Below are 13,199 nucleotides of genomic sequence, written 5' to 3'. Positions count from 1 at the left end.
TTTTCATTGAGTATAAATGTATATCAATATTTTTTGTTTTTCTTAATAAACGCAATGCAAAAAGAGCCTGTTGCCAAGCTCTTTAGTCTATTATTTCTTCTCAGCGCGAAGAGCTGACAAGATTTGTGTACGGATATCATCCACACCATTTGGAGTATTTGGTAAAAAGATGGTTTGATTTCCTTTAGAGGCAAAGGTGTTCAAGGTATCCAAATACTGGTTGGTCAAAAGGATGGACATGATTTGTTCTTCTGTCATGCCAACATTGGCTTCCTTGAGTTCGGTGATAGATTCTGCCAATCCATCCACAATCGCCTTACGTTGTTGGGCAATCCCCACACCATGAAGGCGGTCTTTTTCTGCTTCGGCTTCAGCTGCAGTGACAATTTTAATCTTATCGGCTTCTGCCAATTCTTGCGCTGCTACCCGTTTGCGTTGCGCCGCATTGATTTCATTCATGGATTGCTTAACTTCTGCATCTGGCTCCACCTTAGTAATCAAGGTTTTCACGATAATGTAGCCGTAAGTGGTCATTTCTTCTGCTACTTGGTGTTGAACTTCAAGGGCAATCTCATCTTTTTTCTCAAACAATTCGTCCAAGGTTAATTTGGGAACAGAAGAGCGAAGAGCATCTTCGATATAAGATTTAATCTGAGATTCTGGACGCATGAGTTTATAGTAGGCATCTGTCACGCTCTGCTCATTGACACGGTACTGAGTCGCTACATTCATCATCACGAACACATTGTCCTTGGTCTTGGTCTCAACCACAATATCACTTTGCAGCAAGCGCAACTGAATGCGTGCTGCAATCGAGTCAATCCCAAAAGGCAAGCGAATATGAATACCGCTGTTGGAAACCTTTTGGTATTTCCCAAAGCGTTCAATAATCGCCACCGACTGCTGACGAACCACATAAACTGTACTCAGTGTGACTATCACCAATAGGAGCACACAAACAATCAGAAAAATCATGAAAAATATTGCCATAATGGAACCTCCACAAGTATTTTTCTAGTATTATATCACATTTAAAGAAGGCTGTGCCGTTTTTACTGCGATTTTTCCTGAAATGTCAATAATTAGAGGTGAAACTGCATTTCAAGTTAGTAATCTCTTTTTTTCACTGCATTAACTTCTATAGAATCTTCATCCATAGTCAGAGAATGACTTGCCTTAACTTTTCTCTCGTGCTATACTATTTATGAAATTAATGAATAGGAGATATTTCATGAAATCAGCAAAAACTACTGTTACAATCCTTTCTGCACTTGCATCTGTCGTCTTATTATCTAGTTGTGCAACAAAGTCTACAGAAACACAGACAAGCAATAAGAGCTCATCTGATAATCAGATTACAATGACATATGACCAACTACGGTCAAGAGAAAATACTATGTCAACCCTTTGGTATCAAAAATCAGCTGAAACCAAAGCCTTGTATCTACAAGGTTATAATGTTGCCACAGATCGTCTAAAGGAATTACTGAAAACAGAATCAGACAAGCCTTATTCAATCATTTTGGACTTAGATGAAACAGTCTTAGATAATAGTCCTTATCAAGTTCAAAATATCAAAGACGGAACAGCATTCACACCTGAAAATTGGGATATTTGGGTTCAAAAAGCTGCAGCAAAAGCCGTCCCAGGAGCCAAGACGTTTCTTCAATTTGCCAATCAAAACGGCATCCAAATTTACTATATTTCTGACCGCTCAGTTAATCAAATAGATGCTACGATTAAAAATCTAGAAAACGAAGGAATCCCTGTACAAGGGCGTGATCACCTCATGCTCTTAGAAAGTGGTGTAAAATCCAAAGAAGGGCGTCGCCAAGCAGTTCAAGAGAAAACTAATCTAGTATTACTATTTGGTGATAACCTCGTAGACTTTGCAGATTTTTCGAAGATTTCTGAATCTGACCGTGATAAACAACTTGAAGAATTGCAAAAAGAATTCGGTGAAAAATTCATCATCTTCCCAAATCCAATGTACGGATCATGGGAAACAGCTGTCTACGCTGGCAATAAATTGGATGCTAAAGGTCAAGTGGAAGAACGCCAAAAGGCTTTGCAAGGTTTTAATAAATAAAACAAATAAGCTGATTCTATATAAACTAAGGTTAACTTACAATCTTCAAAAAGTGGATAGGAAGGAATTCTGATAATCAGAAAACTTTCCTATCCACTTTTTTAATTGATATAACATCAAGCTTTTATACATCTGATACTATACGTTTTTCTGATTTTAAAGACTTTGTCGCCTAGACCCTATATTTCAAGCATTAAGTGACCTTGATGATATAAATTTATTGTGGTATACTATTTTTGTCATCGGTTACCGATTACGTTCCTATGGGTTCGTGAGAGGAGGTGAAACTAATGAGCCTTATCATAGAGCTCGCTCTTACTATTATAGCGGATGTTATAGCTGGAATTATCTTGTATTTCGTCTGCAGATGGCTAGATAGTAAGGAGTAGACCGAGTGACTAGCCTATAAACACCCGTTAAATCGCTAAGATACGTCAAAAAAGCCCTTAACTACGGCAATAGTTAGGGGCTTTGGTGTTCTAATGAACCTTATCAATTAACTATATTCTAGCATATAATCTACAATAGTTCAAGCATTAAGTGACCTTGATGATCTAAATTTAGTGTGGTATAATACTTTTGTCATCGGTTACCGATTACGTTCCTATGGGTTCGTGAGAGGAGGTGAAACTAATGAGCCTTATCCCAGAGCTCGCTCTTACTATTATAGCAGACGTCATAGCTGGAATCATCTTGTATTTCGTTTGCAAATGGCTAGATGGTAAGAAGTAGACCGACTGACTAGCCTATCAACACCCGTTAAATCGCTAAGATACGTCAAAAAAGCCCTTAACTATGGCACTAGTTAGGGGATTTGGTGTTCTAATGAACCTTATCCATTAACTACATTCTAGCATATAAGCCCAGATATTTCAAGAGTTTTATTTATTATTTAAAGTTCCTTAGTTCTGAAAGGTATTTGATTTTTCATCAATTCATTTAAAAATACTATACAAATTTCTTTACATTTTCCATAAGTGTGATATAATGAACTCAATAAGATAACTTGTGAAGGATAAACGCTGGGTCCCAGAATGGGGTAGACTGAAAGGTTGAGCATTCCTATGTGCCTGGGGTTATCTTTTTATTTTGATTTTTTAAGGCTCTCTACAAAGTTTAGAGGGTCTTTTTCTATTTCTGTAATGATAAAGTCAACAAATTGCTGTGAATAGGTATAGTGCTCAGACTTACCTATTTTATGGCAATATGCAAATTTCTCGTCAGTTTTTATTGAATAGAAATCAATGATTAAGGTTAGAACATATTGATTGAAACCAGATTTATAATTTAATTTGATATTCTTCTTGTTTAATCGATCATTTACAACTGAGATGATATTCCCGTATGAATATTTGTGAGTCTCTGATGGATCTTTTAAATCTTTTACTATTGCTACTTGAGAGGGAGATTGATTTGCAATTGAGACAACGAAGTCAGCTTCAGACTTTTTCTTTGTGATGTATAGGTTTTGTTTTACACCGATTGCAAATTTATCTGAATTATACTCAGAAACAAGAACATCTATAGCATTTGCTTGCTGAATAAACTTTTCTGCAATTTCCGCTGGGTATTTTAGTCTGATTTGTTCATTTGTCAGAGGCTCATAACTTGCTGATATAGTTAGGAAATTTTGTGCAATGGTCTCAGTGATGTCTCTACCATGAAATCTCTGAAGTTCATTGACATAGTTAAGTACACACGCTTGAAATAGTGGAGCGTACTTTAGTTCGTAATCCTCTGTAATATAATGTGTGCTGATATTTCTAAGCTCAATAATACGCTCCAGATTTAGTCGAATTCGTGTACTATCATCGGAATAAATTTTCTTGATAACATTTTCAAGGCTGAGAGTTCTATCTGGATTATCCTTAAAATAGATTGATAGATTTCTATTTAGCATTTCAGACTTCAACATCAACTCCCAAGCATTACATATGAAAAAACTGAATCCTTCAATACGATATTTGATTGTAGGCTTGTTGTAAATTTCCAGCCCCATAATAAAGGCCTCAACACTTTTATCAACAAGTCGTTGACTTAAATTTTTCATATTTTTCTTCCCTCCAATCTAACTATTAAGCAATCTTTTTAATAAAAACAGTTGCTTTTTATTTTTTTCTTATTCATTTGTCAAATTTGCCGTTTTTTACAGTTTAGTTTATAAAGTCGGATTTCCCTTCCTCCATAATTTTCTTTTATAAAACATCAAGCCCTTAACTGACATCTGATTACTAAACAGGTAACTTACGAAAAATACGCAGACATATCAGAATTACAAGAGAATTTCTAATATCACTATATCGCTTCTTTTATTAAAGACTAACTTTTTTGTTAAAATGTTTATACTCAACAAAAATCAAAGAGCAAATTAGAAAACTAGGATTATATATTCCTGTAGAATATACCAAAACACCCCTTAACTATGGTACTAGTTAGGGGCTTTGGTGTTCTAATGAACCTTATACACTAACTACATTCTAGCATATAAGTCCAGATATTTCAAGAGTTTTATTTATTTTTTTAAAGTTCCTTAGTTCTGAAAAGTCTATAATGAAGTTAGCCATCTAGTACCCAAAAACCGACTAGCTCTTATGAACTAGTCGATTTCTCATTAATGCGCCAACATTTCTTGAGCGATTTCTTGGCCAGATAGGTTATCTGGGTAGTAGGTTGGCCAATTATCCATTTCTTCAAATAGAGCTTCTTGGCTTGTACCTCCAAAAAAGATATGGAAATGTTCTGCCTTAACTGGGGCAACATTGTGGTCACTAAACTGAACATACTTGAATTGTCCAGCGTCAGCATCTGTGGCTTCAAAGAGGAAACGCACGCCACGATTGCCTTTCTTGTAAGTCAAAATTTTCTTACCGACATACTTGTAAGTATATTTCTTGCTTTGTCCACCTTGAACAAATTCCATAGTATTATCAGTAATGTTAATCTTAGTCACATCTGTCTGATAGCCTTTTGTATAATAAGCCTTGTACTCAGCCTGGGTCATCTTACCAGTCAACTTAGCCTTGTAGTCAAAGACTTGGTCAAACGTGCCGTCTTCAAGGAAAGGATAAACTGATTGCCAGTTACCTGCATAGTCACTCAAGGTGCGGTCCTTGACAGCTGCATCCTCGAAGTAACCATTTTGGACTGTCTTGGTATCCTCTGCCTTTTCAGGCTCGATCGCTGGGCCTTCTTGGTCTGTTGTTTGTTTCAAAGCCTTGAGGTTTTTCTCCATGATAGAGATGTAATTTTCTCCAGCCTTGGTGTCCTCTTCTGTCAGACTTTCTAAAGGATTGAGGACATCAGTTTTGACACCTGCTTCTTTTGAAAGTGTGTTAGCAAGGGCTTGTGAGGCATTTTCTTCAAAATAGATATAGGCGATTTTATTTTTCTTGACATACTCTGTCAATTCTGCCAAGCGAGCAGCTGATGGCTCTGCATCTGGAGAAAGTCCTGAGATTGCGACTTGTTTGAGTCCATAGTCCAAGGCAAGATAGTTAAAGGCTGCGTGTTGAGTCACAAAGCTCTTTTGTTTTGCTTGAGACAAGCCTTCTGCGTAAGCCTTATCCAAGGCTTGCAATTTTTCGATATAGGCAGCTGCATTCTTCTCAAAGGTCTCTTTTTTATCAGGATAATCTGCTGACAAGCTGTCGCGGATGCGCTCTACTAGTTTAATGGCACGAACTGGTGATAACCAAACATGGGGGTCAAACTCATGGTGATGACCTTCTTCTCCATGGTCATGGTCTCCCTCTTCTGCCTCGCCACCTGGCAAGAGCAACATATCGCCTGTCGCCTTGATGGTTTTCACTTTTTTCTTATCCAAGGTATCTAGCAATTTAGGTACCCATGTTTCCATGTTTTCATTTTCATAAACGAAGGTATCTGCATCTTGGATTTTGGCAACTGCCTTGGCAGATGGTTCGTATTCATGAGGTTCTGTCCCAGCACCGATTAGGAGTTCTACATTAGCCGTATCTCCTGCGACTTGCTTGGTAAATTCATAGACAGGGTAAAAGGTTGTCACGATATTGAGTTTACCATCTGCCTGTTTTTGATTGGAACAAGCCACTAAAAACAAGGCACATAGACTGGCTAGTAATAAGCTAATTTTTTTCACGTTCGTCTCCTATTTGATAAAACGTCTTACTAAACTGATTAGTATAAAGACAGTTACAAAAATAATGGTAATACTTGCACTTGCAGGTGTTTCTGCATAGTAGGAAATGTAAAGTCCTGCTACCATTCCCAAAAAGCCAATCGCACTGGCAAGCAGCATCACCGATTTAAAGTTTTTCCCCAGACGCAGGGCAATACTAGCTGGCAAGACCATAATGGTCGATACCAGAAGAGCTCCTGCTGCAGGAATCATAAGGGCAATAGCCACCCCTGTCACCATGTTAAAAAGAATGGACATGGTACGAACTGGCAAGCCATCCACAAAGGCCGTATCTTCGTCAAAAGTTAAGATATACATAGGACGAAGAAAGAGAAAGGTCAAAATCAAAACAACCGCCGCAATGACAAAGAGGGAAATGACCTGTTCTTCACTGATAGTCACGATCGAACCAAAGAGATATTGGTCCAAACTCATTGAACTCGAGCTTTTACCCTTGCTCATGACAATCAGAGAAACAGCCAGACCTGTTGACATGAGGATAGCTGTCCCGATTTCCATAAAGCTCTTGTAAACCGTACGGAGATACTCCAGAAAGACCGCCGCAATCAAGACAATGGCAATAGTAGAAACAGTTGGAGAAATCCCCAAAACCAGACCAAAGGCTACACCTGAAAGTGAGACGTGGCTAAGGGTATCACTCATCAAACTCTGACGACGCAAGATGAGGAAGGTTCCCAATACCGGTGAGAAAAGACTCATAGCAATAACCGCCAAAAAGGCGCGTTGTATAAAGTCGTAAGATAATAAACTAAGCATGGCCCACCTCCTGGCCATTCTCATGAACATTGAAACAACGCCATGGCGAGTCTTGGTTACGGACTAGATGAATATTGCGATCCGCATAATCCTTAACTTCTTCAGGGTCATGGGTAATCATCAAAACAGCCTTGCCATGATGATGGGCGCTGTGATGCATGAGTTCGTAAAATTCATTTTTACTTCCTGCATCCATCCCCGTTGTCGGCTCGTCTAGGATAAACACATCAGGGTCAGAAGCAAACATACGCGCAATTACCGCTCGCTGCTTTTGTCCCCCAGATAGAGACCCCAAGCGTTTGTTTCGATGTTCCCACATGCCAACTGAGTCCAGACTAGCCTTGATATGCTCCTCATCATGAGCATTCAAACGACGGAACCAGCCTTTTCTCGGATAGCGACCCGACTTGACAAATTCATAGACCGTACTTGGAAAACCAGCATTAAAACTGGCAATTTGTTGAGGAAGATAGGCTATTCTCAATTTCTTACCTTGCGTATTTGTCTTTGAAATAGCCACCTTTCCAATGCGTGGTTGGAGAATTCCAAGACTGGCCTTGATCAGTGTCGTCTTAGCTGCCCCATTTTCCCCAGTCAAGGTAACAAATTCCCCACTATCAACACTATAATTGATATGTTCAAGAACGGGCTCCTTATCATAATAGAAGGATAAATCCTCTACCGTAATGTATCTCATTATTTGATTTCTCCTACTAAAGCAGTCAAAAACCGCTGGATCACTTTTTGTTCATTTGGAGTAAACTGAGTCGCCACTTGTTCATAGGTTAAAAGTGTATGCTCATGGTGATGGTGGTGCTCCTCAGCGATTGGACGAGCCAAATCAGTCAATTGATAAAAAATCACACGCGCATCCTTAGGATCTTTAGATGTTTCCAACATTCCTTCCTTGACCAAAGACTTAATGGCCTTGGTAACTGCCGCCTGACTGACATTGAGGCGACGGGCCAATTCTGAATTTGTTAAAGATTCCTCCGACAAGAGCATGAGGATATGCTCCTGGGTATTGGTCAGAGCTACCTCGCTAGTACAATGACCTATTAAAATTTCATGCTGATTTTCTGCCTGCAAAATCACCTCATTCAAAAAAGCATCAATATCCTTCGCTAGCTGTCTCATATCTGACTCCTTTCCTTTTGAACTTCTCTTTTTTAAGAGAAAAATACTATTCTGTGGAATTTTGTTTACCAGTTAATTATATCACAAGCAAAAAAAGAGTCAAGAAAAAACGTAAAAATCAGCTTCATTCTTGAACTCTTCTATATTATGATCTATTGAAATTCTTTGACATCTCCATCGTATGTCGCCCAGTCCTTGCTGAAAAAGCGCTCATTCAGATGGTAAGCCGGAGCTGGTGTGGGATTGGATAGGAAAGGATCAACTGCCTTGTCAAAAGCTAACCAACCCAACCAACCAAGGTGGATGGTATCCTTCATAAAGAAAGGATCCCCGCCATCCTTAGAAAAATCTGCTATATTGGTAAAACCTTGACTCTCTAACTGGTAGCGAATCTTCTGCACCGTTTGTTGGTACATATCCTCTCGTAGACCAGCATAATCCATCCATTTTTTATTAACAGGTGGAATGATAAAAATCGGGTTTACCTTGGATTTAGAAAACTGGGTTAAAACTAACTGCAGGTCATTATACTCTGGTGATTTGAGGTAGGTGAAGTTTTTCTGAGAATCCTTTAATTTCTTCAAATCCTTCTTAATCTGCTTATTATAGAAATCATTCTCCATTCCCAGATCATTATTGGAAGTATTCTTTTCTGCATCTGATTTGACAACATCTTCTATTGCTTGATAGGAAAACTGATCTGGCAAGGTCTTTAAATACTTAACTACATGCTTACCATAATTAACATAGCCTCTAACTGAAAACTGTCCAAAAAAGGAAGCCTGGCGTTCATTAAACCGAGCCAATAATTCAATCGTCTCATTGTCTGCCGTCGACAATTCTTCTTTGCTTGCCAACTTCTGAACCAAATCCTTCATAGCTACGTTGGGAAACTGCTGTAGTAAGCGAGTCGCCGCATATTGGCTAGCCTGATCTCCAGATTGATGTTCCAGAAAACTGGTCAACTGGTCTCCATTAAAATACTGCTGGAAGGCTGCTGGCTCATAGCCATTTTTACTGAACCACTGAGGGGAGATAACATACACAACTTGTTTATTCTCCAGTTGTGGCAACATCTGTTGCATTCCAAAATACTGGTTAAGCGATGCAGCTCCCCTCTGTCCTAAAAGATAAGGACGGTAGGAGCGATTGTATTTCTCAGCTAATACCGCAGGATGAGCACCGTCAAAACGAAGCCATTCACTAGAGCCAAAGAAGGGAACAAAACGCATATTTGGATCAGATAGTGCTCTGACTTTTTGACTTCGCTCCTTAAAACTATCGATAGTAGTAGCCACCGCTGAACGCTTTTCAGCTCCTAGATTATGACGCATCTCAGTAGGATAAAAGAAAATGAGCAGAAAAACCAACAAACCAGCTATCAAGACCGGTCCGAAGATCATCCATAAGCGTTTAAGCATTTTGTAGCTCCATAATACCAGCTATGATTTTATTGGCTGTATTCCAGTCGTCGCGACCAAACTCTGTTACAGGGACACGAATGTCAAAACGGTTCTCAATCTCCACAATCAATTCAACCGTTCCCATACTATCCAAGACACCTGCATCAAAAAGATCTTCATCCATCATGTCAGAAACATCTTCCATAAATAACTCATCAATAATTTCGATAACTTCTGATTTGATATCCATATTTTATTTCCTTTATTTTTTAAACCATAAATCATTCAAAAATCCAGAAAAGATTAAGAATGACAGCATGACGACATGGAAGGTGACAACCATGCCAAGCAACTGAATCCAGCGATTCTCAGGTAGAGCAGCTTTCCCTGCTTTTTTCCGTTCCTTATTAAGCGTTTTTTTCTTGCGAATCCAAGCGTCATTGATGACCAAGCCCAGTCCATGAAAGAGGCCATAGGCGATATAGTACCAAGTCACTCCATGCCAAAATCCCATAATCAGCATATTTACTATGTAGGCCACACTTGAGGTTACATTGCGATTCTTAAAGACCTTCTTTCTGGTCAATACCATCACCATCCGCATAAAGACAAAGTCACGGAACCAGAAAGAGAGACTCATATGCCAGCGATTCCAAAATTCCTTTAAATCCCTTGATAAAAAGGGCTTGTTAAAGTTGATGGGGCTACGAATTCCCATCAAATTTGAAATGGCTAAGGCAAACATAGAATAACCTGCAAAGTCAAAGAAAAGTTCCAGACCAAATGTATACATAACTGCCAAGGCATAGAGGTTAAAGAAGCCACCTGACTGCAGGGCTAGATTCTTCAGAGGAGGGAGTAAGGTCTCTCCTAAAACATGAGCTAGGATAAACTTATACAAAAATCCCCACATGATATAGCGAACAGATTCATCCAGCATATCCATCAACTCATCTCGCTCAGGAATGGTCTGATAATTTTCATTAAAACGCTTAAAGCGATCGATTGGACCACTTGAAAAAGTCGGCATGAAGAGAAGGAAACGAAGGAATTCCCAGAGGGTAAAATCCTTAATCACTCCATCTCTCAGCTCGATGATAATCCCAACCGAACGAAATGTCAGGTAAGAAATTCCCAAAAATCCAAGCAAAGACTGCGTTCCATTGATAGCTGGCTGCACCTTGACAAAGATAATCGGAAGGAGGGACAGAAAACTAACTAAGTAGAAGACCCACTTGCCATCCTTGCTTTTTCGATAATGCTTGTAGAAAAGCAGGAGCAATATTTCCCAGCAAAGGTAAATACCCAAGGCAGCCAACTGATTGGTCTTCCCACCTACCAACATGGTGACAATAAAGAAGAGACTTACCAGCACTTCGTACCAGGCAAAGCGTTTCTTGAAAAAGAGACCGATAAAGATGGGCAAGGTTGCAGCAATCACATAGACAAAATACTGAGGATTGCCGTATGGCTCTAAATGAGGAAGCTGTTGAAAGAACTCCATCATCTCTTATTCACCTCGTTAATCAATCCTTTAATGTCAATCTTTCCATTTGGAGTCAGTGGCAAACTGTCTTGATAAAGGAATTTAGACGGCATCATGTAGGACATCATGATGTCTGTCAAATCTTCCTTAATGGCCTTGGTAATATCGATATCACGCTCAAACTGCTCACGCACACCATCTTTTAAAATGACATAGGCCAATAGATTTTGCACCTTGTGGTCTTTATTATAACGTGGGACAGCGACAGCAGAATCGATAAAGCGAGACTTGTTGAGGTTTTGAGAGACATCTTCTAACTCAATGCGGTAACCGTTGAACTTAATCTGGAAGTCCATTCGTCCGCCGTAGAGAAGCAAGCCTTCATCTGTCATGGTTCCCACATCACCTGTGTGATAGGCTGGCAGTCCTTCAAATTCAAAGAAGGCTTCCCCTGTTTTTTCAGGATTGTTCATATAACCTTTTGAAACAGCTGGTCCAGAAACAATGATTTCTCCCTGTTGACCATTTGGCAATTTATTGCCGTCCTCGTCAATGATAAAGGTTGGAGAATCAGCCTTGGTATAGCCGATTGGTAGGCGTTTGAGAGTCGCCAACATCTCGTCTGTCACAGCAACAGCTGACAAGGCTACTGTCGCTTCTGTTGGGCCGTAGGCATTGATAATACGGGCATTTGGGAATCGCTCACGCAGTTTTTGCGCTGTTTTGACCGTCAATTCTTCACCATCAAAGTAGAAATGCGTGATGCCAGGCATTTTCTCACTATTAAAGTCTTCTGATAACATGGCCATATCCGCAAAGGATGGTGTTGAAGTCCAGATAGCGATTGGCAATGAAAAGATAGCCGCAAAAAGTTGCTTAAAGTCCTGAGTAATGGCTGAAGGGAGGGCAAAAAGTGTACCACCCAGTGCCAAGGTCGGCGCCCAGTACATGACAGACAGGTCAAAAGAATAAGGTGGCTGAGCCAGCATTTGCGGACGACTTGGCGTCGCAAATTCCTTATCCGTAATCATCCAGTTGGTAAAGCTGAGGAGGTTATCATGGGAAATCTGCACTCCCTTAGGCTTACCAGTCGTACCAGAAGTAAAGATGATGTAGTAGTTATCATCGCCCTTGACTGGATGCGTGATCTCATAGCTAGTCCCTTGGGCAAAGGCTTCTTGAACCTGAGCTAGAGTCATCATCGGTGTAGAAACCTGCTCCAATGGAAATTCTGAAATGGCAATAATCAAACTTGGCTCCGCTACTTCTAAAATAGCCGAAACTCGCTCCAAGGCCGAATGACTATCAATTGGAATGTAGGCATGTCCTGACTTAGTCAAGGCTACAAAAGTTGCCAACATTTCATATTCTTGGCCACCAAAAACGACTACAGGAGACTTATCTGGTAAATTCAGCTGGTCAATGGCTGCAGCTAAACTATCCGAATTAGCCTTTAAATCTCCATAAGTATGTTCCTGCCCCAAAACATTGTAAACAGGATAGCTAGGCTGTGTCTGAGCAAAATGCTCAATGGTTTCAATCATATCTACTATTGGTTTATGTGACACAATAGGAATTCTCCTTCAAGTTAAAATTCATTATAGATAAAGCTTCCTTGACCCTGACCAAGATAGCTAAAGAAGTAAAGCAGCCCCAGAAAGATAAGAAAATACAAGGCTGTCCGACCAAGAAAGAGGTACAATTCTTTTCTCTGTTTCATCAAGAAAAACCATTCATTTCTGTAATTTTTCGCTAAAATAAGAGTGATTCTTACTAGCTTATTTTTCTACCATTGTACCACTTTATATAGTATCTTTTCAATTGTTTACCGTATGTTTCCAATAGATTTCAGCTTATTTTAAGGATTATGCGGTTTTTCTATGTATATTTTAAAAGAAAAAAGCCTGAGATTTCCATCTCAAGCTCTATCAAAATAATTGTTTTCTAATACTCAATGAAAATCAAAGAGCAAACTAGGAAGCTAGCCGCAGGTTGCTCAAAACACTGTTTTGAGGTTGTGGATAGAACTGACGAAGTCAGCTCAAAACACTGTTTTGAGGTTGTAGATGAAACTGACGAAGTCAGTAACCATACATACGGTAAGGTGACGCTGACGTGGTTTGAAGAGATTTTCGCAGAGTATTACCTTCA

12 protein-coding genes and 1 pseudogene are annotated in these 13,199 nt (G+C 39.5%); 2 read left to right on the top strand and 11 right to left on the bottom strand.

Annotated features, from left to right (window positions below; genetic code table 11):
- Positions 1-90 precede the first annotated feature (90 nt).
- On the bottom strand, positions 91-990 hold the full coding sequence (locus tag HT699_RS10260) for an SPFH domain-containing protein (RefSeq protein ID WP_000963957.1): 900 nt from the start codon (positions 988-990) through the stop codon (positions 91-93).
- Positions 991-1,231: 241 nt separating this feature from the next.
- Between HT699_RS10260 and HT699_RS10255 the strand changes: the two genes are divergently transcribed.
- The gene (locus HT699_RS10255) at positions 1,232-2,089 is read left to right on the top strand and encodes a 5'-nucleotidase, lipoprotein e(P4) family (protein WP_000833516.1); all 858 of its coding nucleotides are present in this window, start codon (positions 1,232-1,234) and stop codon (positions 2,087-2,089) included.
- A 1,084-nt stretch (positions 2,090-3,173) separates the two neighbouring features.
- On the opposite strand, the gene HT699_RS10250 is transcribed toward HT699_RS10255, so the two are convergent.
- The 10 genes from HT699_RS10250 to HT699_RS10205 form a co-directional block, all read right to left on the bottom strand.
- Positions 3,174-4,139: a DUF3644 domain-containing protein gene (locus HT699_RS10250; protein ID WP_000793783.1), complete on the bottom strand. Its 966-nt coding sequence runs from the start codon at positions 4,137-4,139 to the stop codon at positions 3,174-3,176.
- 561 nt (positions 4,140-4,700) lie between these two features.
- Positions 4,701-6,206, bottom strand: coding sequence for a zinc ABC transporter substrate-binding lipoprotein AdcA (adcA, locus tag HT699_RS10245; protein ID WP_172930093.1), 1,506 nt, complete (start codon positions 6,204-6,206; stop codon positions 4,701-4,703).
- Positions 6,207-6,215: 9 nt separating this feature from the next.
- Complete coding sequence (locus HT699_RS10240; protein ID WP_000950018.1) at positions 6,216-7,022, bottom strand: metal ABC transporter permease; 807 nt, start codon at positions 7,020-7,022, stop codon at positions 6,216-6,218.
- On the bottom strand, positions 7,015-7,719 hold the full coding sequence (locus HT699_RS10235; protein WP_172934343.1) for a metal ABC transporter ATP-binding protein: 705 nt from the start codon (positions 7,717-7,719) through the stop codon (positions 7,015-7,017). The genes HT699_RS10240 and HT699_RS10235 overlap by 8 nt, the downstream gene beginning before the upstream one ends.
- A complete protein-coding gene (gene adcR / locus HT699_RS10230) occupies positions 7,719-8,159 on the bottom strand; it encodes a zinc-dependent transcriptional regulator AdcR (RefSeq protein ID WP_001249308.1) in 441 nt (146 codons plus the stop codon). The genes HT699_RS10235 and adcR overlap by 1 nt, the downstream gene beginning before the upstream one ends.
- A gap of 152 nt (positions 8,160-8,311) precedes the next feature.
- Positions 8,312-9,580 carry a D-alanyl-lipoteichoic acid biosynthesis protein DltD gene (gene dltD / locus HT699_RS10225; RefSeq protein ID WP_100104712.1) on the bottom strand — a complete coding sequence of 423 codons (1,269 nt, stop codon included), beginning with the start codon at positions 9,578-9,580 and terminating at the stop codon, positions 8,312-8,314.
- Positions 9,573-9,812 (bottom strand): D-alanine--poly(phosphoribitol) ligase subunit DltC, encoded by a 240-nt coding sequence (gene dltC, locus HT699_RS10220; protein ID WP_050197725.1) that lies wholly within the window; start codon positions 9,810-9,812, stop codon positions 9,573-9,575. The genes dltD and dltC overlap by 8 nt, the downstream gene beginning before the upstream one ends.
- A gap of 12 nt (positions 9,813-9,824) precedes the next feature.
- A complete protein-coding gene (gene dltB / locus HT699_RS10215) occupies positions 9,825-11,069 on the bottom strand; it encodes a D-alanyl-lipoteichoic acid biosynthesis protein DltB (RefSeq protein ID WP_172930091.1) in 1,245 nt (414 codons plus the stop codon).
- Positions 11,066-12,616 (bottom strand): D-alanine--poly(phosphoribitol) ligase subunit DltA, encoded by a 1,551-nt coding sequence (gene dltA / locus HT699_RS10210; RefSeq protein WP_172930090.1) that lies wholly within the window; start codon positions 12,614-12,616, stop codon positions 11,066-11,068. Before dltA ends, dltB begins: the two co-directional genes overlap by 4 nt.
- Positions 12,617-12,636: 20 nt before the next feature.
- Positions 12,637-12,768, bottom strand: a complete 132-nt coding sequence (locus HT699_RS10205; protein WP_000813667.1) for a teichoic acid D-Ala incorporation-associated protein DltX — start codon at positions 12,766-12,768, stop codon at positions 12,637-12,639.
- Positions 12,769-13,002: 234 nt separating this feature from the next.
- Here HT699_RS10205 and HT699_RS11880 point away from each other — a divergent pair.
- Positions 13,003-13,199 (top strand): annotated as a pseudogene (locus HT699_RS11880) (hypothetical protein); the annotation flags it as partial.

The organism is Streptococcus sp. 1055, from assembly GCF_013276815.1.
GTDB lineage: Bacteria > Bacillota > Bacilli > Lactobacillales > Streptococcaceae > Streptococcus > Streptococcus pseudopneumoniae.
The sequence above is the reverse complement of the archived record's forward strand: the minus strand, read 5'-3'. Positions and strand labels throughout refer to the sequence as shown.

Coding starts and splice junctions, on each gene's coding strand:
- HT699_RS10260 (WP_000963957.1), bottom strand. CDS start 990: ATGGCAATATTTTTCATGATTTTTCTGATTGTTTGTGTGCTCCTATTG.
- HT699_RS10255 (WP_000833516.1), top strand. CDS start 1,232: ATGAAATCAGCAAAAACTACTGTTACAATCCTTTCTGCACTTGCATCT.
- HT699_RS10250 (WP_000793783.1), bottom strand. CDS start 4,139: ATGAAAAATTTAAGTCAACGACTTGTTGATAAAAGTGTTGAGGCCTTT.
- HT699_RS10240 (WP_000950018.1), bottom strand. CDS start 7,022: ATGCTTAGTTTATTATCTTACGACTTTATACAACGCGCCTTTTTGGCG.
- HT699_RS10235 (WP_172934343.1), bottom strand. CDS start 7,719: ATGAGATACATTACGGTAGAGGATTTATCCTTCTATTATGATAAGGAG.
- adcR (WP_001249308.1), bottom strand. CDS start 8,159: ATGAGACAGCTAGCGAAGGATATTGATGCTTTTTTGAATGAGGTGATT.
- dltD (WP_100104712.1), bottom strand. CDS start 9,580: ATGCTTAAACGCTTATGGATGATCTTCGGACCGGTCTTGATAGCTGGT.
- dltC (WP_050197725.1), bottom strand. CDS start 9,812: ATGGATATCAAATCAGAAGTTATCGAAATTATTGATGAGTTATTTATG.
- dltB (WP_172930091.1), bottom strand. CDS start 11,069: ATGATGGAGTTCTTTCAACAGCTTCCTCATTTAGAGCCATACGGCAAT.
- HT699_RS10205 (WP_000813667.1), bottom strand. CDS start 12,768: ATGAAACAGAGAAAAGAATTGTACCTCTTTCTTGGTCGGACAGCCTTG.